The sequence below is a fragment of the Pseudoxanthomonas sp. Root630 genome, assembly GCF_001427585.1.
Lineage (GTDB): Bacteria > Pseudomonadota > Gammaproteobacteria > Xanthomonadales > Xanthomonadaceae > Pseudoxanthomonas_A.
In genome coordinates this window covers 1-24431 of sequence record NZ_LMGY01000009.1, presented here as the reverse complement: position 1 = coordinate 24431, position 24431 = coordinate 1, and the positions used below count along the sequence as shown (strand labels likewise).

Sequence of the window (24431 nt, the reverse complement as noted above, 5' to 3'; positions counted from 1 at the left end):
ACCCTCACCCATACCACGTGGGTTTGTGGGCKWMGCCCACAAACCCACGTGGTATGGGTGAGGGTTACTGCCACTACCCACAACTCCCCTACCCACAACCCACAAGTATCCCATTGCTATTGCCTCCCCCTCTTTTCTTTGGGAACCGTGGGAACTTGGGAATTCCGCCCCCGCTCTCGTCTAACCCATTGATTCACATGGGTTTTTCTCTTGAAAAATGTTCCCAACCCTGTTCCCACCCTTTCCCCCGGTGGGAACTCCCTTGGGAACTTGGGAATTCCGCCCCCTCCGGGGTGCCCTGCCCTGGCTTCGCGGTCGCCCAGGTGTCGGTGAGGTCGAGCGGTGGGCAAGGCGGTGGGCTGGCCAGGCCGTGGGACACCCTGCTAGGTGTCCAGGCCGCCCGGCAGTCCACGGGCTTGTCCACGGCGTGGGGTCGCGGGGCGGTCCGGGTGGTGTTCTCTTGTCATGCTGAATGGCGGCTGAACATCCGCCATTTAGTCACCGGCAGCCCCTTGCGCTTTTCCCAGGCTGTCACATGCTGAAAACAGCAGAAAACAAGGCGGCCCAGAAAAGGGCTAAAAAGTCAATAGGCACATCCGCCATTTAGTCACCGGCAGCCCCTTGCGCTTTTCCCAGGCTGTCACATGCTGAAAACAGCAGAAAACAAGGCGGCCCAGAAAAGGGCTAAAAAGTCAATAGGGCTGAAACCATGAACAGCAGCGAAACGGTGGAACAAGAGAAGGACCCGCGCAGCTGGGAAATCCGGCTTTGGGACGGGGTGGTGGGCTACCACCGCGCCCACCCCTGGAAGGCCGGTTTCTTCGGCTTGTTTCTTTGCGGCCTGTTGGCCCTGAACTGGCGTTACCCGCTCGCCGTCCTGTTCATCGTTTGGCTCCGCGCCCAGCCCCTGCCCGCCTTGCTGTTCGGCGGCCTGGTCGGCGGGGCGGCAATGTTGCTGCCCTCGCTCTGACCTTTCAACCCCTCCCCCGAGAAAGCCCATGTTCCGATATGTCAAAACCAAAGCGACCGCCGGGGCGCAATACGCCGGCAAGGTGGTGAACGCGGCCGAGATTGCCGAGACCGCCACCACCACCCGCGACATGCTCCGCCGTTTCTGGGCGACCCGGAAAGGCAGCGGCCGGTGCGAGACGTTCCAGAACGCGGTCCAGCGGCATGGCTGGACCGAGGACGACTTGCGGATCCTCCACCGGCAGCACGCCATCGTGGCGCACATCGCCTTCTTCTTCATCGCCATGGCTTCTTGCTTGGGAGCCTGGAACCTGGCCAACGGCTCCATGCCTGGCGCGTTCGCGGCCTTGGGCGCCGTGTTCGCCTTGTCGGGCATGTTCCTTAAAGCCGCGTTCCGCGCGCAGCAGATCGAGCGCCGCGACCTGTTCCCCTTCCCCGTCTTTCTCCGCGCGCCGTTCGACTGGCTGCCGTCCTGGTCCATGCCAGCGGCGCCGGTCAAGCGCGTGTCTTCCTCCAGCCGTCGCCAGGTGCGCCATGACCGCTAAAACCCGCAAGCCGCGCGTGCCGCGGCCCACGCTGAAAGAGCGCGTGGAATACCGCGACACCGTCGACGCCGTGACCGAGTTCCGCAAGACGGCCGACGCCATCGGCCGCTCACCGGCCGATTGCTTGCGCGAGGCTGCGCGGGACTGGACCGCGAAGACGAAAGCGGTCTATGACCTGGTGCCTTACCTGCTGGTGCTGGCCGCGCTGCTGCTGCCCAGCGTGGCCATGGCCAGCCCATTCTCCGTGCCGGACAGTGACCTGTCCAAATCGCTGTTCCTGGACAAGCTCTTTCCCGAGTTGACCGGCGGCGGTGGCGCTGGCCCGCTGGGCGGCGCCGTGGGCGTGTTCAACAGCGCCGTGTTGATGGTCGCCGGCATTCTCGTGATGTATACGCTGATCGCCGGCACGCTCTCGACCGCGCACGACGGCGAAATGCTGGGCAAGAAGTGGAGCAGCTTGTGGCTGCCCATCCGCACAACCTTGGGCGCGGCGGCCATCCTGCCCACGATGGGCGGTTTCTCAATCATCCAGGCGATTGTGATCTGGCTGGCGCTCCAGGGCGTCGGCATTGCCAACGCCACCTGGGGCGCTTTCGCCGACAACCCGTTGCAGGGCGCGGCCTACGTGCCGCCGTCCGAAACGCGCCAGCTGGAGAAGCTGGCCGGGCAGATGTTCCTGCAGCACGTCTGCCGGGCCGCGCTGGCCCAGAAAGAAGCCAGCACGGACATGGCCCAGCTCGGCGCGGTCGGCCTGCGTTCCTGGGCCGTGACGCGCGAGCAGGCCACCGGTGACAGCATTTACGGCTGGAACATGACCACGACGTGGGGCTTTTCCTGCGGCACCGTGATGATCAAGAAGCCCACGCGCGGCGAGTTCGCCACCGACGCGTCCAGCGCGGCGGCGCGCAACTTGGTGGACCCTTACGCCATCGCCCAGGGCGTGTTTCCGGCGCACACGTCGGCGCTGTCGGCGATGGACGCGCGCATGTCGGCCCTGGCGGACCGGTTCGTGGCCGCGCCCACCATGGGCGCCGGCAACGACACGGTGAACGGTCCGATGGTGTCGGCCGAAGTGAAAGCCGCAGCCGCGGCCTACGCGGCGAGCATTAAAGCCGCGGCGCAGTCGCAGGCCAACGCGCTCCAGTCCGATGACTTCAAGCAAGCGCTTCAACAAGACGGCTGGATCATGGCCGGCGCGTTCTACACGAAGCTGGCCCATGCCCTGGACGCGATTGCGTCCGCCACCTCGCGCTCCGCGCAGGTGTCAGTCCAAGGTCAGTTCCCCACGCAATTCCCCGACGTTCAACTGCGCTGGGCCGAAGCCAGCGCGGCGCTGCGCGACGTGACCAGTCCCGGCGCGCACACGGTCGGCGGCGAGCAGTCCGGCGACCTGACGGACCGCCTGTTGACGGTCGTGATGGAAACCGCGCGTGACGTGGATCCCGAAGGCATGAGCGGCCATCCGCTGATTGCGACGAAAAACACCGGCGAAGCCATGAAGTCCTGGGGCATTGGCATTTACCTGGTCGGCGCGGTTGTCGTCGCCGCCGTGGGCGTCATCGCCGGCAACGTCGCCGGCAAGGGCCTGGGCTCGGACATTTCCTTGCTCGCTTTGACTGACATTCTTTCAACGCCGCTGTTCGCCCTGGTGGGTCCGCTGGTGCTGATGGGCGCGGTGCTGTCGTCCGTCGTGCCCATGCTGCCTTTCATCCTTTGGGTTGGCGTGGTGTTGGGCTGGATCATCCTGGTGACCGAGGCCGTGATTGCCGCGCCGTTGTGGGCCGTGGCGCACTTGGCGCCGGACGGCGATGGCGTGGTGGGCCGCGGTGGCCAGGGCTACATGCTGGTGCTGTCGCTCACGCTGCGCCCCGCTTTGATGGTGCTGGGCCTGGTGTGTGCCATCGCCATCCTGGTGCCGGTCGGCGAGTGGCTTAACTCGACGTTCGCGCACGTGTTCCGCTTGAACGTGATGCAAGACAACCCGAGCTGGGGCGGCTTTATCAACATCATCATGGGCCTGGCCATCTACTCGGTGTTGATGGTCACGGTGATGACCAAAGTGTTTAGCCTGATCCACGTCATTCCCGACAACGTGCTGCGTTGGATTGGTGGCGGCGTGGACAACATGCTGGGGCAGAACGCGCAACCGCTTGCCGGTGCCGTGGAAGGGCAGTCCACCAACATGCTGGGCGCCGGCGTCGCCGCCGGTGCGGTCACCAACCAGCTGGGCAACAAGATGGCGCAAGCGGCCAAGGAACACGCGCAGCGCGAAGGCCGCGAAGACGAGCAGAAAGAGCGCCAGGACAACGCCGCGGTGCGCGACCTGGGCGCCGCCCGTGAGAAAGCCTGGAACGCGGAAGAACGGCTGGAGAACCGCGCCAGCGCCGCCGGTTATGAGCGGGCATCGGATGCGCAGGCCCGGCACGGCCAGACGGCGTTGAACGTCGCCGCGCGCATGGACAGCGGCTTTGCCGCGCGCCTGGGCCAAGCCCGCGAAGCCGACGCCGGCACGGGCGGCACGGCGGCCCAGGACGCGTTGATTGCCAGCGAAGCCAGCAACGCGCCCGACGCGAAGCCCTACCAGCAAGCCCTGGCCGAAGCTCAAACCGCCTTTGGGAAGGCCCGCCAGCACGCCCAGGCGTCCACCACGATGGCCCAGCACGGCGCCTTCATGGGCACCGGTGGCAACGCCGCAGGCGGCGCCGGTGGCGCTGCTGGCACGGGTGCCGGTGCCATGACCATGGCCCAGCGGGCTGCAGCGCAGTCCCAAGCCCTGGCCAGCGGCGAGGGCCCGCACTACGGCAACCGCCAGGAAGCCCTGGACGCGGCCGCCGCCGCGGATCCGAGCTTTGCCAAGGGCCTGGAAGAAGCCCGCGCCAGCGGCACGGAGGGCGCCTTTGTGGCCGACGCCGCGCAGCAAGCCGGCTTCCGCCACGCCGCCATGGACCGCCGCCTGAAAGCCGGCGACGAAGGCGTGCTGCCCCTGCGAGCCACCGACGCAATCCTGCGCCGGGCTGATCAAGACGGAGTGTTGTGATGGCCTTTGAAGTCCTCCCCCAAGCTGAAAAGGACCGCCGCCTGGCGGTCTTCCAGGCCGCCCTGGCCCGACAGCTGGAACACCTGGCCAAGAAGGGCCCGCCCGAGGTGCGCAAAGCCTTGGAGGAATGGAACCCGGTGGCTTACGCGATCGAGCAGGAACACCGCCGGTTGAAAGCGATGGACGCCGAGGCGGCCGCCCTGCCGGTCTGGTGCGCCCGGCGTGCCGAGAAGGCCGCAAGAGAACGGGCCGAGCGCGAAGCGCGGGAATTCCGGGCGCGGGAACGGGAGCGTTACCTGGAGCAGCTGGCCAGGAACAGCCGCCGTGCATAATATTATAGAATATAATATTATAGCAGAACTACCGCCCTCCCCCGGCGCGCAAACGCTGGAGCGCCTGCGGAGAAACGGCGCTTACCAGGTCGTCCTGGAAGCCATGGAGGACGGCGCCCACCCCGCCGAGCTGCAGCGCGCCCTGGAGGGTGCCGCCCTGATGGGCAACGTGGCCGGCGTGCTGGCTCTCCTGGAAGCCGGCGTGCCCGCCTCGACCGCCGCCCTTGAAGCGGCCTTGCGCAGCGTCCAACCGGCCGCCTTGGCGTCTGCCCGCCTGCTGTTCGACGCCGGGGCCCGGCTCCAGCGGCTCCACTGACGGGCCGCTGTCGTGAAGCAAACGCGCCATCGCCCGCCTGGGCGGTGTTTGCTGCGTCCTGGCGAAGATCCAAAACTGTCGGGTTGTTCACACTTTCCGGCTTGACGAGCATAGCATATAATATAATATGCTATTATCGCAAACGGAGATAGCACCATGTCCAACCACCCTTCCCTCCCCTCCACCGCCCCCGTCCTGCGCTACGAAACGGCGGAGAACCCCGTGGCCCGTGAGCGCCAGGAGCGTGCCCGCCGGCAGCTTTGGGCCCCGGACGCGTGCTACCGCGCCGCCACCCGGCCAATGCCGGAAGCGGACGTGCGGGAGATCCTGGCTGGCTGGGAGAACTAAGCCATGGACCTGCCCCACCTGCTGCTGACCCGTTCGGGCCAACCGGATTTCACCGTGACCGACGACGCCCACGGGCGCCGGTCGATGGCCTACACGCTGGCCCGCTTTCCCCGCGGTTCGCTCTGCCGGGTGTTCAGCGATGGACGCCGGCAAGCCCTGCTGCGGGCGCCGGAGGACACCGAACCGTCCCCGCTGACCCTGGAGCAGGCCAAGGCCGTGGAGGCCGAACGCCTGGAGGCGATCCGGTCGCACGGGACGCGCCCCAAGCACGGGCCGCTGACGGACGCCGAGGCCAAAGCGTGGCAGCGCTTCATGGAAGGGGAGGAAGCCCGCCGCCGGGCGGAAACCATCGCCAGGCTTTGGCGGGCCGTCATGGCGGTGGGCGCCATCGCCCTGGCCGGGCTCGCTTTCCTGTTCTCCGAATATTATAGCATATAATATTATAGCATAATAGGATTGAACGCCATGACTACCCAGGATTACCCGATGACCCCCACCCCAGCCCCTGCTTTCCTGGAACTGATCGCCCGCGCCTTCGACGCGCTGGAAGAACTGGACGAGAACCCGCACGGCTGGCGCCGGCTGGCCTGGGTGCTGGCCCTGCCGCTGCTGTTCGCGCTGCCGTTCCTGCGCCCGATCCTGGACGGCCTGGATCTGCTGGCCGAGTGGCTGGCCAACCGCCCGAAAGCGAAAGGGGAGGGGACGTCCTGGTGGCGCCGCCGTCCCAGCGCCCGCTTCTGGCGCGCGTTCGCGGTGGTGATGGGCCTGACGGCCGCGGTGTGGACCGCTGTTTTTCTGCGAGCCGTGGGCGTGCTGCCGCACCTGTAAGCACCCGAGAACAAGCCCCCACTGCGCTAGGGGGCTTGACAATATAATATCATATGCTATTATATGCTACAACAAACCCGGAACCGCCGGGACCGTGACAGAGAAACGCCATGAACCGCTCAAAGAACCGCCGCCGCAATTCCTCCGCCTTCCTGGTGCTGCTGCCCCTGGCCGCCCTGGGTGCCCCTCTCCTGGCCGGGTTCGCTTTCCTGTTCGCCGGCATGACCTTCTAAGGATCCTCCGATGATGACCCCCGCAAAACAGCCCAGCATGGGCAAAACCATTTCGGTGGCCAACGCCAAGGGCGGCGTGGGCAAAACCACCTTGGCCCTGACGGTGGCCGGTGCGCTCGCTGCCGCCGGCTTCCGCGTCCAGCTGGTGGACCTGGACCCGCAGGGCTCCAGCCTGTTGTGGGCGGGTAACCGCGCCAAAGAGGGCAGGGCGCCGGCGTTCGACGTAACCCGCACCCCGGCCAGTGGCTACGACTGGACCGTTTACGACCACGCGCCGGGCCTGCCGCAAAAGGTGAACACCCAGGCGCACGTGGTGCTGGTGCCCACCATCCTGGCGGTCAACGACTACGCGGCCACTGCCCGTTTCGTCCAGGACCTCCAGGCATCGCGCTCGCGCTTCTTGGTCCTGCCCAACCGGGTGGAAGCCATCAACAGCAACCAAGCGGGCATGTTGGAACAGCTGTTTGCCGGCCAGCCCTACATGCCCAAGCGGGCAGGGCTGGAGCGCGCGACCAACGCCGGCGTGACCGTCTACGACGAAAAGAGCGGCCTCCAGTCCTCGCCGTCGATCCGCAAGGAATTCGACCTGGTGATGGACGCCCTGGTGGCCCTGCTCGACGACCCCAGCCTGCAGCGCGTCTACGACGCCAACGGCCGCCCCCTGTCCAAGTAAGGAACCCCCGACATGACCACCTCTAAGAAGACCCCCAAGGCCAAGCCCGCCGCCCCGAATTGGGCGGACAAGCTGGGCGCCGTGGGTCCCACGATTGAGCAAGTGACCTTCCAGCCCACCCAGGCCGCGTTCGCGCACACGCTGACGCCGGCCGCGCCGGGCGCCCCGCGGGCCGTGGTCAAGGCCAAGGTGCGCGCCGCCCAGGGCGCCGCTGGCGTGCTGGTGCGCGTGCCGACCTCGACCCTGGACCGGTTGAAGTCCCTGACCGTGGGCAACCACACGGTGACCCTGGTGGCCTTGGCCGATTGGGCCCTGGACTACCTGGAGGCCACCGGCCAAGCCATCGAAACGAACGAAAAAGAGTAGGCCGTGGGCGGCCTGACTGCCCACGTTTCCCACACCCTGTTTTAGTCTTAAATTGTGGGTTGACACCCACAAAACCCACTGTAGCTTGAAGCCATCCCCCCGGTTTAGGAGCGTTTGAACATGAGCATTACCACCAACGGCGCCCCTCTGGGGACGGATGGAGTGAAGGCCCTGGCGTCCACCGACAGCTGGCAGTCGCCCAGCGAGTATGTGGACCCCCTCACCGGCAAGACCTGGCGCGCGGACACGCTGGAAGGCTTGTTTGAACTGCTGGAGAAGAACAACGTGGCGTTGTTCGACCACGACGCCATGCGCGCGGCGAACAAGACCACGGCCCCGAAGGGCAACCGCAGCGGGCAGGGCCCCAGCGGTGACGACAACGCGCAGTGGGACCGGTTGCTGATCCAACTCCAGCACTACCCGGACCCCGAGAAAGCCCGCGAAATCATCCTGGGGGCCCTGGCCAACCCGGACGTGAGCATGACCCGCAACCTGGGCGGCGGTCGCACCGCCACCAAGGTCCTCCAGGGGCGCCGCGCCGTGCTGTCCCATGAGATCCACCACGACGACGAACGCGGCCCACACTTCATGGCCCAGGTCCACACCGTGGCGCTGGGGCCTGACGGCCATATCAGCCAGAAATGGAGCTTTAGCCGCGGCGAAGACGCCAAGGCGATGGTGGAGCAGGTGAACGCCGCGCTGGCCGCCAATGGCCTGGCGCCGCTGGTGTTCCGCCTGCGCGATGAAACCGGCACGTCGGTGGCCGAGCGCAAAGCCCAGCTGGACGCCCAGCAGTCCGAGGAATACCGCCAGGCCGCGGAGAAGGGCGAACTGCCCCCGCTGCCGGACGAAGACGCGGCCGACGCCCAGGCCGACGCCATGCCCACGTCGGCGAAGAAGGAAAACCTGCGCCAGGCCGCGCAGCTGGCCGGCGCGCAAGCGGCCAGCCTCTACGCCCAGGCGGCCGCGCTCCAGAAGCAAAACGCGCTGTATCGCCAGGCGTTGCGTGCGCTGGAAGCCGAGGAACAACACCTGGCCCGCATTGGCGCATTGACCACGCGCCTCCAGGAAGCGGTGACCAACGCGGCCGAGGCCGAGGCGCAGCACGCGGCCACGGTGGCCGAGCAGGCCACGGTGATCGAGGCCACGCAGGCCAAGGCGTCGGAGCTTTCCGAGCAGCTGGAAAGCACCACCGCGACGCTGGCCGAAACCACCGCCACGCTCGAGTCGACCGAAGCCGAATTGGGCGAGGTCAAGGCAAGCCTGGCCACGGTGACCAGCGCGAAAAACGAGCTTGAAAAGCAGCTGGAAGACACCAGCGCGCAGCTGCGCGGTGTCACCGATGAACTGGCCATTGCCACGCAGAACATCGACCAGCTGGAAACGCGCCAGGCCGAACTGTCCCGCGCCCTGGACACCGAACGGTTGGAGCGCAAGAACGAAACCGCCGCGCACGAAGCGGAAGTTTCCGAGCTTCGCGGCGAGTTGAGCAGCGAGAAGAAGGCCCGCGAAAAGGCCGAAACGCAGCTGGAAAAAACGCGGTCGGACCTGGCCGACGAGCGCACCGCGCACAACGCGGTCAAGTCGGAATTGAAGGCCGAAACCAAGCGCGCCGACACGGCCGAGAAGGCCGCGGCCAAGGCCCAGGACGAACTGGCCGCGCTGCGCGAGCAGCTGGCCACGGCGCTGGCGCAGAGCAAGGCCCAGGCCGCGGATCTGGCGCGCGAGCGCGAAGCCCGCGCCCAGGCCGAGCAGGCCGCCCGCACTGCGATGGCCGCGGCGGCTACGGCCGAAGCCCAGCGCGACGCACGGCCGACCCAGGCGCAGCTGCAGGAGGCCATGGCCGCCACGGCCAAGGCCGAGGCCCAGCGCGACGCCCTGGCCGAGCGTGTGGAACAGCTGTTGAAGCCGCAGGCCCCGACGCCGGGCAACGACAACAACGGCCCGAAGGCGTGACATGACCGCCCTCCACCGCGCCGTTGAGGCCCGCGACGTTCCCACCCTCCAGCGCTTGCTGGACGGTGGCGCGGATCCCAACGGCCGGAGGCGGGCGGTCCACCCCCCGTTGAACCGAGCCGCCCAGCTGGGCGACGTGGACGCCGTGCGCGCCTTGCTCGACGCCGGCGCCGACCCGAACGCCCGCGGTTTCTGGAACCAAACCCCGCTGTTCTACGCCGCCACCGGCGAGGGCGACACCACCGCCGCGGTGCTGGCGCTGTTGCGCGCCGGTGCGGACCCGGATGCGCGCGATCGCAGCGCAGAAACGGCGCTGACGTGCGCCGAACGCGTGGCCCACCCGAACGTGGCGCGCCTGCTGGCCGCTGCGACACGTGGCCACCTGCTGGAAAACACCTTGGCGCCGCAGGACGCCGAAACACCACCGAAGCGGGGGAGGCTCTGATGGCCGCGCCCGCTGGCTATAGCCCGCTCCACGTCGCGTTGCTCACGGGAGACGTGGCCCAGGTGCGCGCCTTGCTCGACGCCGGCGCCGACGTGCGCGAAGCGCGCACGGGCAAGGGCGGGCGATCGATGGGCACGAAAAGCATGGTGGCCTATCGCCACGGCCGCGCGCACGCGCACCCACCGGAAAGCGCGCAGCGCGCCGCAGAACATGCGCTTTGCGACGCCCTGGACAAGTTGCTGGACGAGCGCGGCGCGCCCGCCACGCTCGATGACATGCATTGGTGGACGCAAGGCGTCGTGGACGCTTCGGACATTGCCGCGAAGCAAGGAAGGCCCTGGAAATGAAGACCCCCACTGTTCCCACTGTCCCGACCGGACCCAATACCGCCGCCGGCGCATTCACTGACGCCGATGCCGATATTGCGGCGCTGTTGAGCGCGGCTGACGCGCACATTGCGGCAAGACGTGCCCGGCTGTTGGAAGACGCATTGGCGTCGCAGGACGCCGAAGCACCACCGAAGAAGCGGGCGAGGCTATGACCATGAAGATCCCCACCGGACCCGATACCGGCGCACGCGCTGACGACGACATTGCCGCGCTGTTGAGCGCGGCCGATGCGCGCATCCAAGCGCAGAAAAAAGGCGCCTGGGAGCAGCAAGGCGACGTGGCGCCGGTGGTGGTGGACCTGGGCGCCGAGCTTCGCAAGCGGTGGCTCTGGGTGCGCCCCTGGCGCTCCAAGCCGGTGGATCCGCCGGACTTCTCCCGCGCCGAGCCCCTTGGCCCGCTGTCCGGCTGCCGGGGCAAGGCCAGCGCGTGGCGTTCCCGCGTCGGCGACCCGACCGGCCCATGGTGGGCGCTTTGCCTGGACGGTGACCCGGCCACGCTCGACACGGCCACCATTGCCCGCTGCTGGCGGGTGTGGTGGCGCGAGCAGGTGCGGGTGTTCGCCGAGCTTGACGATCTGACGGCCGACGCCGGCGACGGCCAGGCCGCGCAGACCTGGCTGGCGCTGACGTGGGAGGAAGCCGTGCGCCTGCGCGGCAAGGTGACGCTTTTCCCGGTGCCTGGCCACCGGGACGTGGCCAAGGTGGAAGCCATGGCCCGTGACCCGCAGGCCATCGGTTACTTGAACGCCTGGCTTCGCGCCCAGGGCGCGCCCCGGCCGGTGCCCAAGCGGGCCAGCCTGGAAGCGGTGGAGATGAAGGCCGCAGCCGCCGTGCGCGAAGCGCAGACCGTCCTGGACTTCGCCCGCAAGGATCTGCGCGACGAGCGCGCCAAGCGCGGCGCGGCGCGCGTGCGGCTCTCGCAGGGCAGGGTGGCCACGTTCCTGGGCACGCTGGGCCTGGGCGCCCGTTCCCAGGCCGACGAGAAGGACGCCACGAAAGCGGAGGCGGGCGTGATCGCGGCCAAGCGCCGGTTGCGCGAGGCCGAAGCCGACTTGCGCCACAAGCAAGACGCGCTGGCCGAAGCCAGGGCCAAGCTGGAGAAAGCCGTGCGTGTTCGCCTGGAAGAAGAACAGCAGGCGGCCATGGCCGCCGCGACCAAGCCCGGACCTTGACAGGTTCCCACTTGCATGGGAACTCTGGGAACCGTGGGAACTTGGGAATTTTCTTCCCGGCACCCCTTGACAGTCTCACTATAGAATATAATATAATAGTATCTTCAACCAGGAGGCGGACATGGTGGCCCCCATGACCCCAAGCAACAACCCGGCTTTGCCGGCGAAAGACCCATCCCACGAAGCCCAGTTTTTGAAAGACCTGGAGAGCGAAGGGTGGGACGTGGACGGGGAAGCCCCGCCCGAAACACCCGCCACCGCCCAGGACCCGGACGCGCTGCGGGCCCCCAACGGTGACCCGCTCGATCTCGACAGCCGCCAGGTGTTTTACGCCGGCGGCACGGTGGGCGAAATCAACGCCCGCGGCTTCTGGAAGATGGACCGGGAAGGCATGCCTTACTGCGTCCACCCGCTGCCGTTGTGGCCGGTGGAAATCATCGAGGCCGTCACGCAGGACGGCGGCACGTCGGTTTACATTCGCGTGCGCTTTGCGCGCGTCCACGGCGGCGTGGGCGAATTGAAACTGCCGCTGGGCGAGTTGGGCGGCTTCGGCCGCAAGGACCACGCGCTGGTGCGCGCGGGCTGGAAACCGCCGTCATCGAAGCGCTCCGGCGCGGTGGAAGAAACCTTGACCTACGCGATCAAGGAACTGGCCGAGCTTGGCCAGTTGCCCACCCGCATGGGTTACGAAATCGCCGGATGGGTGGACCACCGCACGCACGTGCGCCCTGGGGCGGACCTCTACGTGGGCCAGACGCTGGGATCGACGGCGACGAAAGGCAGCCGTGACGTGTGGGCCAAGACCGTGACCGAGTTGATGGACGACAGCGGGATCTGCGCGTTCGTCGTCGCCTGCGCCTTGGGTTCGTTGTTCCGTGGCGTGGTGCCGTTGCCACACTCCACGTCCCACATCGTCAACCTGACGGGCGCGCCCTCGCGCGGAAAAACCACCATGCTCAAGGTCATTGCTTCGATTGCTGGCGTGATGGAAAAGCCGTTGGGATATGTCGAAGGCGCCAGCACGCTGCGCGGCCTCGAAAACCGCCTGGGCGCCTGTAACCATGGCTGGGTGCTGGTGGATGAAATTGACCAGTTGTTAATGGGAGACGTGGACGGCGGCTCTACCAAATTGATGTTCATGGCGAACGGCGGTGGACGCGAGAAAGCCTCTCAATCCGGCGGAAGTATCCAGGGCGTCACCTGGACCGTGACGATTATCAGCACTGGCAACAAGGCGCTATTGGATATGGCGACCAGCGCGAAAAAGGGCGAGGCGCTGACCACGCGCATTTTTGAGTTGGATATTCTTGACGCTGACCTAACCACTTTTGCAGAACGGTCCGAGTTGACGCCGCGGCAGCAGAGGTTGGCGGAGAACTACGGCTGGGGCTATCCCGCCGCGGTGGAAGCCATCGCCAGCAGTCGAGCCGAATGGATCCAGCGCTTTTACGAGATTGACGTGGAACAGCGCAGCAACCCGCGCTTGGCCCCGATTTTCGATGACCAGGCGCGGTTGCTCGCGTTCTTTGAACTCGCGCTGTTGGGCGCCGAACTGGCCGAAAAAGTCATTTCCCCGCGCGCCGGCGCGGCGGCGATGGAAGCGGTGGGCATTGCCATGGCCCGTTACGAGCAAGAGCCGGAACAAGGCATTACGCAATCGCTTCACCGGCAGCACAAACTGCTGCTGGACCTTCATGAGTGGCTGTCATTCAACGCGGGGCGTTTCGTGTGGAAAGGCTACGCCTGGAAAGAGCCGACGCGGGCGCCGGTGGACACCAACGGCGACACCTACGCCGGCATGAGCGAGGGCGAGCGCCAAGCGGAACAGGCGCGTTACCTGACCTCCATCGCGCTGGGCGGTGGCCGCGGTGCGCTGGGCCAGGTCAAGCAGGTTCGCGCCATGAAGGACGACACCGATTTTGAAGGCGAATTGGTGTTGGGCGCGGCGGCGCTGGACGAACTGGAGCGCGTGGCCAAGATCGATCGCGCCGAACTGACGACGGCCGCCAAAGCGTTCGGCTTGCTCCAGACGAACGAGAAGGACCGTGACGGCTACAAGTTGAGCGGCGCGCTGAAAGCGCAGCTGGGCGGGGGCTCGCGCGGCTTGAAGCTGCTGCTGCGCAAGCCCGACCTGGCCGAGCAGGCCCGCGCCATGTCGGCCGTGGCGCTCAAAGGCGCCTGGCGCCCCACGCGCTGGGCCGACGACACCGGCACGCCGGACTTGTGGGCCGAGCAGGACAGCGCGGCCCTGGAAGCGGTGGCCAACGACAACGCCGCGTTGGCAGCCCAGGGCTACACCCTGGACGCCGGCGGCGACGAAGACGCGGAGGTTTACATTCCCGGCTTTGACGACGAAGAAGACGCCCGCCGCGCCGCGGCGCAATCGGCCGCCACGCTGGCCCCCCTGTTCGGAGAGAAGCCGTGACCGTGAAGCTGCCCAACGGGCTTGTGATAAACCTGCCGGTGAAGAAGCCCAGCAAGACCCTGATGGCCCGGCCGGCGCTACTGCGCGGCTGGGTGAGGCCGGCGGTTGATGGCGCCTCCGCTTTCATCGGTCTGAAACCAGGCACGGCCGTGGCCGGGCGGGTGGTGGCCTCCATGCTCCTATGGCACACCATCGTGCCGGCACCGGCCCCAGGGGAGCGCTGGCGCTTCACCACGCCCTGGGGCGACGCCGAAGGCGAAGACGCCGAGGCTTTGGCGCGGGCCGTGTTGAAACTGGCCATCGCCGAGGCGGTGCGGGTGGGCGCACTGTCGCCCGAGGAAATCGCCCGGAATACGCCCAAAGGGGACAACTTGGCCGCTTCGCCGTGGTGGGTCGCGGCACGCATGAGCAGGGGGAAACCATGACATTGAGCGTTCGTCCCATCCATCGCCCCCTGGGCCTGGCCATCGGCCCGCTGTCGGTCGGCGTGGCCGAGCATGAGGGCCATTTCTACGCCGACGTGCCGCCGCTGGGCCGCATGTCCGCCGTGAGCCTGGAAGACCTGGCCGACGCCCTGCAGCTGGCGCTGATCGAGCTTCAACAGCGCGCCAGGGCCATGGACGCGGTCGACCTGGAAAAGGCCCTAGCCAGCGCGCACGCCGCGCGCCAGGAAACGCTGGCCAGGCTGCGCCAGAACGCCAGCCTGGAAGCGGCCAGGGAACACCGCCAGGCGGCGCAGCGTTACGCGCTGCTGGTGGTGCTGTTCATGCCCTTGCTCAACCAGCACGCGCCGGCCTGGCGCCTGGCGCGGTAAGGTTTTCGGATCTCAACGCCGGCCGGGGGCCACCGGGCGGCGCGGGGTGGGGGTTCCAGCCTTCGGGCTGGAGCCCTTTTTCTTGGCCGCCACCAGGACGTTGACGGCCTGGGCCTCGTCGGCCTTTTTCTTCTTGGCCGTGGCCTGGGCGGTGGCCAGCTGCTTCTGGCGCTGCGCTGCGCGCAGGCCCCGCAGGCGCTTGCCCGTGGCCACGGTCTTAGTGCCGGTGGCCTCGATCGGGCGAGCGCGCTTGTTGCCGGCGGTCACGTCGATGGCCGGCAGTTCGCGCAACAGCTGCGGGTGCTTGTCCAGCAATGAAAACAGGTTGACCACCGCCGGCGACGGCTGCGCCTTGCCGGTTTCGTAGCGGCTAAACCCGTTGTGGCCGCCACCGGTCAACAGGCCCGCCTGGACCTGGGTCAACCGGAGTTTTAGGCGCGTGCGGCGCAGGTTGTTGGACCGCGATCGCGCCACCAGGGCGTTGGCCACGGTGGACCACCGGGCGGTGCTGTCGCTGTCGGCGAACGCTTCACCGCAGACGCGGCAACGCTCGCCCGCCATGCCGTGGATCTCCTGGGCCAGGTCGCCCACGCGCACGGTTTCCGTTTCGTCGCGGTAGGCCACCAACGCCTGGAGCGAACCGCACGCCGGGCACTGGCCAGCGGCCAGCACGGCCCCCGCGTTGCCTTCGTTGTCGCGCTTGTTCATAGGTCCTCCAATGCTTTAAACGAAATCACCACGCGCGGCGTGGGAACGGCAGCGGTGGGCTGGATCAGCGTGAATTTCACATAAGCCAGCCCCCGGTCGGTGGGGCAGCGGTAAACGTCCTGCCATACCTTGTGATCCGCAAACGTCGTCATCGACTTGTGTAAATGCTTGCGCTCCAGCGCAGCGATGGCGGCCAGCGCTTCGGCCGGCGTCAATCCCATCGCCAGCAAGCCCTGCCTGGCGCTCTGCGTGAAGCAGTCCAGCCCATGCGCTGCCACCGTGGCCAGCACGTCGGCGAGCTTGTAATGGGCGGTTTTCTTTTCCATGCGTTCGGCAATTCCTTTTCACCCTCTAAGGGTAACAGAAAAGGCCCCGAAGATCTACCCTTTTAGGGTAATCGGGCCAAGGGCTTGACAGTCCAGTCTAGACTGCTAACGTCGGTCGGTCGGCGGGTTTCCTTCCTTTCCCGCCGGCACCGAAGGGTCTGTTGCGTGTGGAGAGCCCCGCCCCTGGCGGGGCTTTTCTTTGTTCTTTGGGCGCAGGCAGGACGCCAGCGTAAGCATTTCCCCTGACCTGGGCCGCGTCGTGCGGCCCGTCTTTCCAGCGGTAGAGCAGGGTAGGGGCTGGCCCCTACCGCTTTTCCTCGACCACCAGCGTTTGGCCGTTGGCCTCCAGCTGCGACAAAGCCCAATCGATCAGCCCGACCATGGCCGGGCCAGGCGCCCCCTGGACGCTGCCTTTTACCCGTTCGGCAAGCTCGACCGGGAGCAGAAAAAACGCCTGTTTGGCGTAGGTCACCCCGTCGCGTTCGCGCGGGATCGCGGCCCGCATGACCACCCGCGTGCCGTCCACGGACGCTTGCGTGCGGTGCTGAAAGAGAGGCGAGGGCGTGGGCATGGGAGCGGGTCAAGTCTGGACTAGAGCCCCAAGCATACCGCCCGCCGGCAACAAGCCCCCGCTGCGCTAGGGGGCTTGACAATATAATATAATATGCTATTATGTTCCCAACGGTGGGAGGAACCCCTGGCGGGCCTCCCTTCCTTTAACCCCATCCAGTCCAGTATAGACTGGACTAGACCCAAGGAGATCCACCATGCGCCTTTTCGTTCTTGCTCTCGTCGCCTCGCTGTTCGCCGCTCCCGTGGCGGCCGCTCCCACGCTCCAGCACGTCGCTGAATTGGTCAGCGAGCAGGGCGAGCCGCTGGAGGACTTCGTGCTGCGCATTGCGCCGGTCCTTGACCGCTACACGCACGAAACCGGTTTTGAAGCGTGCGGGATGGTGGCGCAGTCGGCCGATGGCGAACGCTTCGGCGTTCGCCTGGGCTCGACCAAGGGCGCGATGACCTGCGAAATGCGCCGGTCCAACGTGCCCGAGGGCATGACCGCGCTGCGCTTGTCGATCCACTCCCACCCGCACAAGCCGGTGGTGATGCCCACGGCGGCAGACGTGTCGTTTTATGCCGGCACGCAGGCGAGCAACGGCCGCATGATCCAGCGGGGGCGCCCGGAGCGCGTCGGCGGCGCCTTCTTCTCGGTCGGTGATTACGCCTCTGGCCCCGGCTACCTCGTCAGCGAAGGCCGCGTGCTGTATCAGCAGGGCAAGGGCACCGAACGCGACCTGGGCGCCTACGCCGCCGACGGTGAAACGTTGATGGCCAAGGCCGACTGAACGCACCAAAGCAACAAGAGAAAACCCCGCAAAAAGCGGGGTTTTTTTTCGTATCACGGACAGGTGGCGTATTGCGGTCCAGGCCCCAGGATATTGAGCGCGCCGCCCAAGCTCCACCCTTGCGAAGTCGCAAAAAAGTTCATCGACTCGCAGCTGATGCCCGGCGGCAACGCTGGCATGGCGCTGCCGTAAACTTGGCCGCTGCTGCTTGTGCCCAGGTAGCCGGAGTAGTAGCAGCTATAAATATTTCCCTGCCATTCCAGCCTAATGGTGATGTTGTTCTCGCCGCTGAAATTCGCGCCGTGCGGTCCGCCCGGCATGGTGGCGAAATCGACCCACCCGGTGCAGTAATCGCCGGTTGCCGGGTTGGGATGGGCCAGGCTTCCGCCGATGGTCGTGCCGCTGCTGTTGGAACATGCGTTGTAAGAGACAAGCCGGAACGGCGCGGTGGTGGAGTTCGCGCACGTCGGCGTTGACGGGGCGCAGGTGTTCACCTCGTTGCGGCGCGTGCCGGTGTTGGCCCACGCGCTCCAGGCGCTCCACGTGACCGCCGGCAGCGTGGTGGTCCCGGCGGGGCAGTTGTAGGAGCCGGTGCGGGCGCGCGACTGCTGCGCTTCCCAGGTGTGCGATCCGACCTGACCCGAGGGGCAGGCGGCGCTGGCATTGACCCATTGCGTTTCGGTTTGCGGAACCGGGGCCGGACACGTCACGCAAGCGCCTGCGGCGTTGCGGGTGGCGCCCGTGGCCGACCAGGCGGACCAGCTGCCCACCGTGGCCGGCGGCAACGCGGTGGTGCCGGCCGGGCAGTTGTAGGACACGCCACGGCTGCGGGCTTCCTCACGCTCCCAGGACGTGCCGCCGTATTGGCCGGCGGGGCAGCTGGCGCTGCTGGCCACCCACTGCGTTTCGGACTGCGTCGACGGCGCCGGGCAGTTCACGCACGTGCTGCCGGTGACGGTCCACGCGCTCCAGGGGCTCACCGTTTCCACCGGCGCGTCCCACGCTTCGGGGCACGCGTAGGTGTGCGACGCCGTGCGGCCTTCGGTCACCGTGCCGTGCTGGCCCGCCGCGCACGCGGCGCTGCGGCTCTCGCTTTGTGTCCAGGACGGCGGGACCGCGCACGCGGCCACCGTGGTGGGCGGCGTGACGCTGGGCGGCGTCACCGCCGGCGGTGTCGTCGTGGTGACCGGTGGCGGCGTAGACGGCGGCGGCAGGAACGAGGGCGGCGGCGCAATCGGCGGCGCGGTCAGCACCGGCGCGATCGGGCCCGCAGGCCCCACCGGACCCGCAGGGCCCACCGGGCCACCCGTCGGCGGCGAGGTTGGAGGCGTCACCGAAGGGGGCGCCGGTGGGAGTTGAAGCGGGGGAGCGGCCACGGCCGTGCCGGCCACCAGGCCGGAGTAGAAAACGAAGCCCAGGCGGCCATCGCTGTTCTCGCACGCCTGGCCAGCGGCGCCGACGTTGAGCGCGCCGCCTTCGGTTTCCAGGACAGACACGCCATCCACGCGAATGTCCCAGGTTTTGGTGGCCATCGCCGACACCAGGCCGGCGCAGGCTTTCGCCGGCACGCGCGTTTCCACCAGGAACGCGTCATTGGCCACGTTCACCGTTGCGGGGTAGAAGCCCACCGCGTCGCCCCAGGCGTTCACCAGGCGGCCGTCTTTCTTGTAGAAATCGCCGGCCAGGCTGTCGCGGTTCACCAGGGCGGTGGACACGTTGCCGTAGCTGCCCAGCAGGCCAATGGAGCGCTCGATGCGCTGCGCGCTTTGCTCCAGCGCGTCGGTTTCGTTGCGCACGTCGGCTTTGGCGTCGGTGACGTTGTAAGCCACCAGCGCGGCCGTGCCGAGGGCAGACAACACGCCGATGGTCAGCAGCGTTTCAACCAGGGTAAAGCCATGCGCGCGGCGGATCGCCGCGGCCAAGGGGGTGGGGTTCGTGCGGGTGCGCTTCATGGGTAAAAATCTCCAACCTTTACCCCCAGCTTGTGACAGGAAAAAAAAAGCGCAAGCCCCCAAAAACGACTAAAAACAAGGCGTTTTTTAGTCGCCTTGCTTTCAGCCGCGACACCTCACGGCGTCGGTTTTCTCGCCGTAGGCGAGGGCTCGGAAACCGTCAATCCCAACGAGCGTTCCAGGGCCAACAAGCCTTTCAGAGACGCTTTCAGCCTCGTGTGTTCGGCGCGCAGCTGCGCGTTCTCCGCTTCCAGGCGTGCCAACGTCGCTTCCATGCTTTCAGTGGGCGCCACGCTGGCGTGCGCTGCCACGCGCTCGACGGCGGCACGCTCGCGCGCGTTCCACGCGGCGTTGCCCTCGTCCATGGCAGACAGCACGGCCGCGTGACCGGCGGCCACCTCGCGCGGCGTGCGGCCCAGGGCGTCGCGGGCTTCCGGATCCGCGCCGGCGTCGGCGAGCAACCGCACGTGGGCCACGTTGCCTTTGCGCGCGGCCACGTGAAGCGCTGTTGCGCCGTTGGCGTCGGGCGCGTTCGGCTGGGCGCCGTTCTCCAGCAACGCCGCCAGCACGTCGGGGCGTGCTTGCTCGGCCGCGACGTGAAGCGGGTGGGCCACGGTGTCGGTTTCTGTTTCCGCACCGGCCCGCAACAACGCGGTGACGGCGTCGACGCTGCCGGATGAGGCGGCCATGTAGAGCGGCGTCATGCCGCAATAGCTCGCGTTCAACGTCTCGCGCAGGGTCATCGTGGGATAGCGCAGCAGCGCGGCCACGCTGGCCGCGTCGCCGTTGCCTGCGGCCACGTGGAGCAGCGTGGGCCCGCGTCCGTCCGGGTCGGGCAAGCGGCCTTCCAGGCCATCGGGCACGCGTGCGATGACCTGGCGCAACGCGTCCACGTCGCCGGCTTTCACCGCCTCGTAAGCCGCGCGCATCGGATCGAGCGCGGCGAACAGCTGGGCGGTGGTGGTGGGCCCGCCTTCGTCGGTCAGTCCCATCATCATGGCTTGGTCCCACACGCTGAAACCGTGCCGGTTTTCAGCGTCGGGCGAGGCACCGGCCAACAACAGTTCGTGGAACGCCGCCAGGTGGGGCTGGCTCACTTCCCAGGCGTCCACGGCGTGGTCGTAGGTGTAAGCCCCGGCCAGGGCCAGGTGGAGCGCGGTCATGCCGCGCTCATTGAGCGCGTCCAGGTCGGCGCCTTCGGCGCGCATGGCCGTGCGCAACGCCGGCAGATCCGCGCGCAGCGCAGCGTCGTGGAGCGCGTGGGAGGTGGGGGCGTCTAGGTCCATGGGTTCCTCAAAGTCGGGATCTTCAACAACAAGAAAGGGGTAATCGCAGGGGCCGCAGAAATGGACCTGGTGCGGTCCATCGCTGCCCGTGCCTTCGGTGAACGCCGTGCGGCTGCCGCACTTGGGGCAGGTGGTGGGCTGGTCGCTCATGTAGAACACGTCCCGCACCAGGCCCGTGTCCTGGCGCAGCAACGCGTCCACCGCCTCGCCGTCGTTTCGCTCGACGGCTTCACGCAACGCGTTCACGGCTTCACCGCCTGGCGCACGTGCGTTTCCACTTCCGGCTCACCGGCGGCCAGCACGCCTTGGAGCGCGCTTTTCAGCTGGTCGCGTTGCGCCCGCAGCGTGGCCAATTCCTGTTCGATTTCCGGCGACGGTCGCGGGTCCAGCGGGCCCCGCGCCTGCAGGCCGTAGTCGTCGGCATACTCGCGCACCGCGTCGGTGGCGCTGCCGGCGTCGCGGTAACGCAGCACGTCGGACGTGGCCAGGCCGGCGTCTTCAATCGTCATGTAGTAATCGCGCTGTAGCAGCAAGTCGAATTCGCGCACGAACGCGGCTTGCTGGTCGGCCTCCGCTTTCGCTTCTGCCACCTGGAGCGGAGCGGGCGGTTCAATGCCCAGGAAGTCCATCATTTTTTGCGCGTCGGACGCGGCGCGGTAAATCTCGCGCGGGTCCTTTTTCAGCACCTCGATCCAGCTGGCGACATAGGCGTGGTGTTGCCCAGGGTCGTGTCCGATCTGGAGCGCTTCGCCGGCCATCATGGAGAAGATTTCCGCACGCAATTCCTCGCGGGCGTAGTTCTCCGAACCGAACCCGCCGCCCAGGTTGCGGTTCAAACGCGACGGGTGGCCCGTGGCGTGACCGGCTTCATGGAGGGCGACGGCGAAGTAAGCGTTGGCGTCCACGAACTGGTGTTGCTCGGGCAGTTGAATGTGGTCCAATGCCTGGACATAAAACGCGCGGTTGCCGCCGTGCCGGATGGGAACGCCCAGGCGTTCCAGCACGTCGGCCACGGCCGCGTGGCGGAAGGCTTCGGGCACTTCCGGCCGCGGTGGTGGCGGCGGCAGGCCGTCGATCTGCGAGGCGTTGAACACGCGCGCATGGAAGACGGTCAGCGTGGGGCGCCCCTTGGCGCTGGCTTTCGCGTCGTCGCCGGCGTCCTCGCCGGTGTCTTCGTCGCTCGTTTTCCGCAGGCCCTTTTTCCAGTATTCAATGGACGTGCTTTTTTCGCCCTTGCGAACCTGGCCACCCAGGGCGGTGGCTTGCTTGTAGGTCAGCCAACGGCTGTCCGTGCTGCCCAGCTCGATCTGGCGCAGCACCAGGTTCACGCTGTTGCCGCCGCGGTAAGCCTTGCCCGTGGTGGGGTTGAACGGCAGGCCGCCCGAAGGGCTGGGCGTGCCGGCTTTCCAGGGGCGTTGCCAGGGAGCGGTGCCCGCTTCCAGGGCGGCGATCATGCGGTCGGCAACCTCGCGGTCGTAGTCGTTGCGTTTCATGCGTCCCCCGCGCCCGCAATCGGGCTTTCAGCCAACGGCTCAACGTCGGACGTGATGGTCACGCCGCTGCCTTCCAGCAAGCTATCGCGCAGCATGTCCAGGGCTTCGCCCAGGGGCAGCAGCACCGCGCCCGCGTCCGGGACGACGGGCACGCCCAGCGTGTAACGCCCGTCCGGCAGGCGGGACATTTCCACGTCCACGCCGCTGTCCAGCGCGTCGGCTTCGCTCAACGCGTTTTCTTCGCAATAGCCGTCCAGGTCATCGCCCACCGTCGCCATGGGCGGCAGTGGGATCGGGATGGTGTAGGTGGCGGCCGGGTGTGCCAGCACAACCGCCGCACGTTCAACGTCAGTCATCAGGAAAACTCCAAGGGAGGGGGAGGGGAAGTCGGAGCCCGACGCGGGGCGTTGTGGGCGGCCAGCAGCGCGTCCACGTCGGGGATCCGGTGGGCCACGGCCACCGGAGCGGCCGGGCGCAGCTGGTGGACCGACAGGCCGACGTGCGCCTGCAGGTCAGCCGGCACGCCGGCGGGCCTGGCCAGGCGCAGGAAGTCGTCGGCAATGCCGCGGGGGGTGAGCGACATGCCGGGTTTCGGACGCACCGGCGCGCTCCAGGTGGGCGCTTTGACAAGCCCCAGCTCGGCGCGCCAGAGCCGCACGGTCGTTTCCGACACGCCGCACTCGGCGGCAATGTCGGCCGTGCGCCGGCCCAGCTCGATCATGCGCAGGCCCAGGGCGCGAATGGCCGCAGGCGTTTTAAAGCCGTTGGGGTGGCCGCGGTTCATCGCGCCCCCTTCCGGCCACGGTGGCCCTGTTTCTGCGGACGGCTCGCCGGTCGGTGGATGGGCTGAAACAGCCCATCGCCGCGGCGCTCGATGGCGCCGCGCGATCCTTTATCCAGATGCCGGGGGGTGGGGCGGTGGTGGGGCGTCTTCATGGTCAGGCCCTCACAATCTCGGCCGGCGCGCGGGCGCCGGTTCGCTGGACGCCAGGCGCTCCTGGAGCAGGTGACCGCGCAACAGGGCGCGCGTGTCACCCGTCGCGTAGTCGCTCGGGATCTTTCCGTTCATGTCCCGCGCGGTGGCGTCCGCACCGCGAGCCAGCAAGACAGGCACGAATTCGGGCCGGGAAAACACGGCCACGTGAAGCGGCGTTGCGCCGTGGGGGTTCGGCGTGTTCGGGTTCGCACCAGCTGCCAGCAGCGCGCCCAGCACGTCGGCATTACCACTGGTAATCGCCAACGAGACCGCGGGATATCCGTCATCGTCCCCGGTCGTCACGTCCAGGTTGGCGCCGCCCGCCGCGAGAACAGCCACGAGGTCCGCGCCGTCCTCGCACTGGGTGGTTTCATGGATCGGCGTCCACTTATCCTTGTCGCGCGCGTTCGGGTTGGCACCGCCGGCCAGCAGCGCAACCGCCGCCGCGCCATGGCCTTCTATTGCCGCGTAGTGAAGCGGTGTTTGGCGCCACCGATTCGCCAGGTTGGGTTTCGCGCCACCGGCAATCAGAACCGTCACCGTTTCGGGGTGGCCATGCTCGGCCGCCAGGTGGAGCGGCGACACACCAAAAGCGTTTTGTGCGTTCGGGTCGGCACCGGCCGACAGCAGGGCAGCGGCAGCGGTGCTATCGCCTCCCGCGGCGGCCTTGTGGAGCGTGGTTTCACCGAACGCGTCCCGAGCTTCTGAAAGTTCGCTATGCATGGCTGAGGCCTTACAATCGCGGCGCCTTGCTGCCAGGCGTTGCTGGCGCGGGTTCACCGCTGGCCAGCACGCCGGCCAGGGCGCCTTTCAGTTGCTCGCGCTCGGTGCGCAGCTGGGCGTTTTCGGCTTCGGCTTTGGTCAAGCGAGCCATGAACGTGGTGGCGTCCACGTGCGGCGGCAGTTCGTCCACCACCGGCAGCGCCGTCAAGCACGCGCAGCGAACGCTCGCCAGGTAAGCCGGCAAGCCGTCGATGGCCATGGGCTCCAGTTGGCCGGCCACCTTGGAGCCAGCCAGGTGGCTGTCCAGTTCAGCCCTCATAGCGGCCAGGGTCTTGCCGAATTTCGACCTGGGGCCTTGGTTGGCGGCGTTGACCTTCCAGCTCTCCAGAACCTCCACGCGCGAATTGCCCAGCACTCGCTTGGCCTGGAGAACATCGGCCAGGTCTTCATTTTTTAGCCGGAGGGTGGAGAGCTTGACCGGGGTCTCCCACTGTCCGCCGCCGCTGGAGGCGGTGGACAGGACGACAACGGAATGGGTCGCGTCGGAAGCAATGGCGTGGATGGTGCGTGACATGGGTTTATCTCCGGTTTAGTTTTTAGCGCCTATTGACTTTTTAGCCCTTTTCTGGGCCGCCTTGTTTTCTGCTGTTTTCAGCATGTGACAGCCTGGGAAAAGCGCAAGGGGCTGCCGGTGACTAAATGGCGGATGTTGCTGTTTTCAGCATGTGACAGCCTGGGAAAAGCGCAAGGGGCTGCCGGTGACTAAATGGCGGATGT

30 protein-coding genes are annotated in these 24431 nt (G+C 67.3%); 20 read left to right on the top strand and 10 right to left on the bottom strand.

Going from position 1 to position 24431, the window contains the following annotated elements:
- Nucleotides 1-709 precede the first annotated feature (709 nt).
- The 19 genes from ASD72_RS06095 to ASD72_RS06015 all read left to right on the top strand — a co-directional run bounded on the left by ASD72_RS06095 (nucleotide 710) and on the right by ASD72_RS06015 (nucleotide 14847).
- Entirely contained in the window at nucleotides 710-970 is a 261-nt protein-coding gene (locus ASD72_RS06095) for a hypothetical protein (protein ID WP_056879062.1), read from the top strand.
- Between the two features lie 85 nt (nucleotides 971-1055).
- A complete protein-coding gene (locus tag ASD72_RS21185; protein WP_162250349.1) occupies nucleotides 1056-1514 on the top strand; it encodes a hypothetical protein in 459 nt (152 codons plus the stop codon).
- Entirely contained in the window at nucleotides 1504-4551 is a 3048-nt protein-coding gene (locus ASD72_RS06085) for a DotA/TraY family protein (protein ID WP_056879060.1), read from the top strand. Before ASD72_RS21185 ends, ASD72_RS06085 begins: the two co-directional genes overlap by 11 nt.
- Complete coding sequence (locus ASD72_RS06080) at nucleotides 4551-4883, top strand: hypothetical protein (protein ID WP_056879059.1); 333 nt, start codon at nucleotides 4551-4553, stop codon at nucleotides 4881-4883. Before ASD72_RS06085 ends, ASD72_RS06080 begins: the two co-directional genes overlap by 1 nt.
- A complete protein-coding gene (locus tag ASD72_RS06075; RefSeq protein WP_155944502.1) occupies nucleotides 4876-5199 on the top strand; it encodes a hypothetical protein in 324 nt (107 codons plus the stop codon). The genes ASD72_RS06080 and ASD72_RS06075 overlap by 8 nt, the downstream gene beginning before the upstream one ends.
- A gap of 156 nt (nucleotides 5200-5355) precedes the next feature.
- Nucleotides 5356-5547: a hypothetical protein gene (locus tag ASD72_RS06070; RefSeq protein WP_056879057.1), complete on the top strand. Its 192-nt coding sequence runs from the start codon at nucleotides 5356-5358 to the stop codon at nucleotides 5545-5547.
- Between the two features lie 3 nt (nucleotides 5548-5550).
- A complete protein-coding gene (locus ASD72_RS06065; RefSeq protein ID WP_056879056.1) occupies nucleotides 5551-5985 on the top strand; it encodes a hypothetical protein in 435 nt (144 codons plus the stop codon).
- Nucleotides 5986-6033: 48 nt separating this feature from the next.
- Complete coding sequence (locus ASD72_RS06060; RefSeq protein WP_056879055.1) at nucleotides 6034-6375, top strand: hypothetical protein; 342 nt, start codon at nucleotides 6034-6036, stop codon at nucleotides 6373-6375.
- Between the two features lie 110 nt (nucleotides 6376-6485).
- Nucleotides 6486-6608, top strand: a complete 123-nt coding sequence (locus ASD72_RS21635) for a hypothetical protein (RefSeq protein ID WP_255357638.1) — start codon at nucleotides 6486-6488, stop codon at nucleotides 6606-6608.
- Between the two features lie 10 nt (nucleotides 6609-6618).
- Nucleotides 6619-7281: a ParA family protein gene (locus tag ASD72_RS06055; RefSeq protein ID WP_155944500.1), complete on the top strand. Its 663-nt coding sequence runs from the start codon at nucleotides 6619-6621 to the stop codon at nucleotides 7279-7281.
- A 12-nt stretch (nucleotides 7282-7293) separates the two neighbouring features.
- Nucleotides 7294-7647, top strand: coding sequence for a hypothetical protein (locus tag ASD72_RS06050; RefSeq protein ID WP_056879053.1), 354 nt, complete (start codon nucleotides 7294-7296; stop codon nucleotides 7645-7647).
- Nucleotides 7648-7767: 120 nt separating this feature from the next.
- Nucleotides 7768-9603: a hypothetical protein gene (locus ASD72_RS06045; protein ID WP_155944499.1), complete on the top strand. Its 1836-nt coding sequence runs from the start codon at nucleotides 7768-7770 to the stop codon at nucleotides 9601-9603.
- Between the two features lies 1 nt (nucleotide 9604).
- Complete coding sequence (locus tag ASD72_RS06040; RefSeq protein ID WP_081420177.1) at nucleotides 9605-10048, top strand: ankyrin repeat domain-containing protein; 444 nt, start codon at nucleotides 9605-9607, stop codon at nucleotides 10046-10048.
- Nucleotides 10048-10395, top strand: coding sequence for an ankyrin repeat domain-containing protein (locus ASD72_RS06035; RefSeq protein WP_056879050.1), 348 nt, complete (start codon nucleotides 10048-10050; stop codon nucleotides 10393-10395). The genes ASD72_RS06040 and ASD72_RS06035 overlap by 1 nt, the downstream gene beginning before the upstream one ends.
- Complete coding sequence (locus ASD72_RS20870; protein WP_155944498.1) at nucleotides 10392-10589, top strand: hypothetical protein; 198 nt, start codon at nucleotides 10392-10394, stop codon at nucleotides 10587-10589. The genes ASD72_RS06035 and ASD72_RS20870 overlap by 4 nt, the downstream gene beginning before the upstream one ends.
- Before the next feature lie 2 nt (nucleotides 10590-10591).
- The gene (locus ASD72_RS06030; RefSeq protein WP_155944497.1) at nucleotides 10592-11608 is read left to right on the top strand and encodes a hypothetical protein; all 1017 of its coding nucleotides are present in this window, start codon (nucleotides 10592-10594) and stop codon (nucleotides 11606-11608) included.
- 121 nt (nucleotides 11609-11729) lie between these two features.
- Nucleotides 11730-14033 (top strand): DUF927 domain-containing protein, encoded by a 2304-nt coding sequence (locus ASD72_RS06025; RefSeq protein ID WP_081420176.1) that lies wholly within the window; start codon nucleotides 11730-11732, stop codon nucleotides 14031-14033.
- Nucleotides 14030-14458, top strand: coding sequence for a hypothetical protein (locus ASD72_RS06020; RefSeq protein ID WP_155944496.1), 429 nt, complete (start codon nucleotides 14030-14032; stop codon nucleotides 14456-14458). Before ASD72_RS06025 ends, ASD72_RS06020 begins: the two co-directional genes overlap by 4 nt.
- Complete coding sequence (locus tag ASD72_RS06015; RefSeq protein WP_155944495.1) at nucleotides 14455-14847, top strand: hypothetical protein; 393 nt, start codon at nucleotides 14455-14457, stop codon at nucleotides 14845-14847. Before ASD72_RS06020 ends, ASD72_RS06015 begins: the two co-directional genes overlap by 4 nt.
- A 12-nt stretch (nucleotides 14848-14859) precedes the next feature.
- Here ASD72_RS06015 and ASD72_RS06010 read toward each other — a convergent pair whose 3' ends face one another.
- From ASD72_RS06010 to ASD72_RS06000, 3 genes are all read right to left on the bottom strand, one after another.
- Complete coding sequence (locus ASD72_RS06010) at nucleotides 14860-15555, bottom strand: type II TA system antitoxin MqsA family protein (RefSeq protein ID WP_056879045.1); 696 nt, start codon at nucleotides 15553-15555, stop codon at nucleotides 14860-14862.
- Entirely contained in the window at nucleotides 15552-15881 is a 330-nt protein-coding gene (locus ASD72_RS06005; RefSeq protein ID WP_056879044.1) for a type II toxin-antitoxin system MqsR family toxin, read from the bottom strand. The genes ASD72_RS06010 and ASD72_RS06005 overlap by 4 nt, the downstream gene beginning before the upstream one ends.
- Before the next feature lie 304 nt (nucleotides 15882-16185).
- Nucleotides 16186-16452 carry a hypothetical protein gene (locus ASD72_RS06000; RefSeq protein ID WP_056879043.1) on the bottom strand — a complete coding sequence of 89 codons (267 nt, stop codon included), beginning with the start codon at nucleotides 16450-16452 and terminating at the stop codon, nucleotides 16186-16188.
- A gap of 196 nt (nucleotides 16453-16648) precedes the next feature.
- Between ASD72_RS06000 and ASD72_RS05995 the strand changes: the two genes are divergently transcribed.
- Nucleotides 16649-17224 carry a hypothetical protein gene (locus ASD72_RS05995; protein WP_056879042.1) on the top strand — a complete coding sequence of 192 codons (576 nt, stop codon included), beginning with the start codon at nucleotides 16649-16651 and terminating at the stop codon, nucleotides 17222-17224.
- A 53-nt stretch (nucleotides 17225-17277) separates the two neighbouring features.
- On the opposite strand, the gene ASD72_RS05990 is transcribed toward ASD72_RS05995, so the two are convergent.
- The 7 genes from ASD72_RS05990 to ASD72_RS05960 all read right to left on the bottom strand — a co-directional run bounded on the left by ASD72_RS05990 (nucleotide 17278) and on the right by ASD72_RS05960 (nucleotide 24228).
- Nucleotides 17278-19176 carry a type II secretion system protein gene (locus tag ASD72_RS05990; RefSeq protein ID WP_056879041.1) on the bottom strand — a complete coding sequence of 633 codons (1899 nt, stop codon included), beginning with the start codon at nucleotides 19174-19176 and terminating at the stop codon, nucleotides 17278-17280.
- A gap of 116 nt (nucleotides 19177-19292) precedes the next feature.
- A complete protein-coding gene (locus ASD72_RS05985; protein WP_056879040.1) occupies nucleotides 19293-20708 on the bottom strand; it encodes an ankyrin repeat domain-containing protein in 1416 nt (471 codons plus the stop codon).
- Complete coding sequence (locus tag ASD72_RS05980; protein WP_056879039.1) at nucleotides 20705-21955, bottom strand: zincin-like metallopeptidase domain-containing protein; 1251 nt, start codon at nucleotides 21953-21955, stop codon at nucleotides 20705-20707. Before ASD72_RS05980 ends, ASD72_RS05985 begins: the two co-directional genes overlap by 4 nt.
- Nucleotides 21952-22311 carry a hypothetical protein gene (locus ASD72_RS05975; RefSeq protein ID WP_056879038.1) on the bottom strand — a complete coding sequence of 120 codons (360 nt, stop codon included), beginning with the start codon at nucleotides 22309-22311 and terminating at the stop codon, nucleotides 21952-21954. The genes ASD72_RS05980 and ASD72_RS05975 overlap by 4 nt, the downstream gene beginning before the upstream one ends.
- On the bottom strand, nucleotides 22311-22739 hold the full coding sequence (locus ASD72_RS05970; protein ID WP_155944494.1) for a helix-turn-helix domain-containing protein: 429 nt from the start codon (nucleotides 22737-22739) through the stop codon (nucleotides 22311-22313). The genes ASD72_RS05975 and ASD72_RS05970 overlap by 1 nt, the downstream gene beginning before the upstream one ends.
- A gap of 162 nt (nucleotides 22740-22901) precedes the next feature.
- Nucleotides 22902-23654: an ankyrin repeat domain-containing protein gene (locus ASD72_RS05965; RefSeq protein ID WP_056879036.1), complete on the bottom strand. Its 753-nt coding sequence runs from the start codon at nucleotides 23652-23654 to the stop codon at nucleotides 22902-22904.
- 10 nt (nucleotides 23655-23664) lie between these two features.
- Entirely contained in the window at nucleotides 23665-24228 is a 564-nt protein-coding gene (locus tag ASD72_RS05960; protein WP_155944493.1) for a hypothetical protein, read from the bottom strand.
- Between the last annotated feature and the right edge of the window lie 203 nt (nucleotides 24229-24431).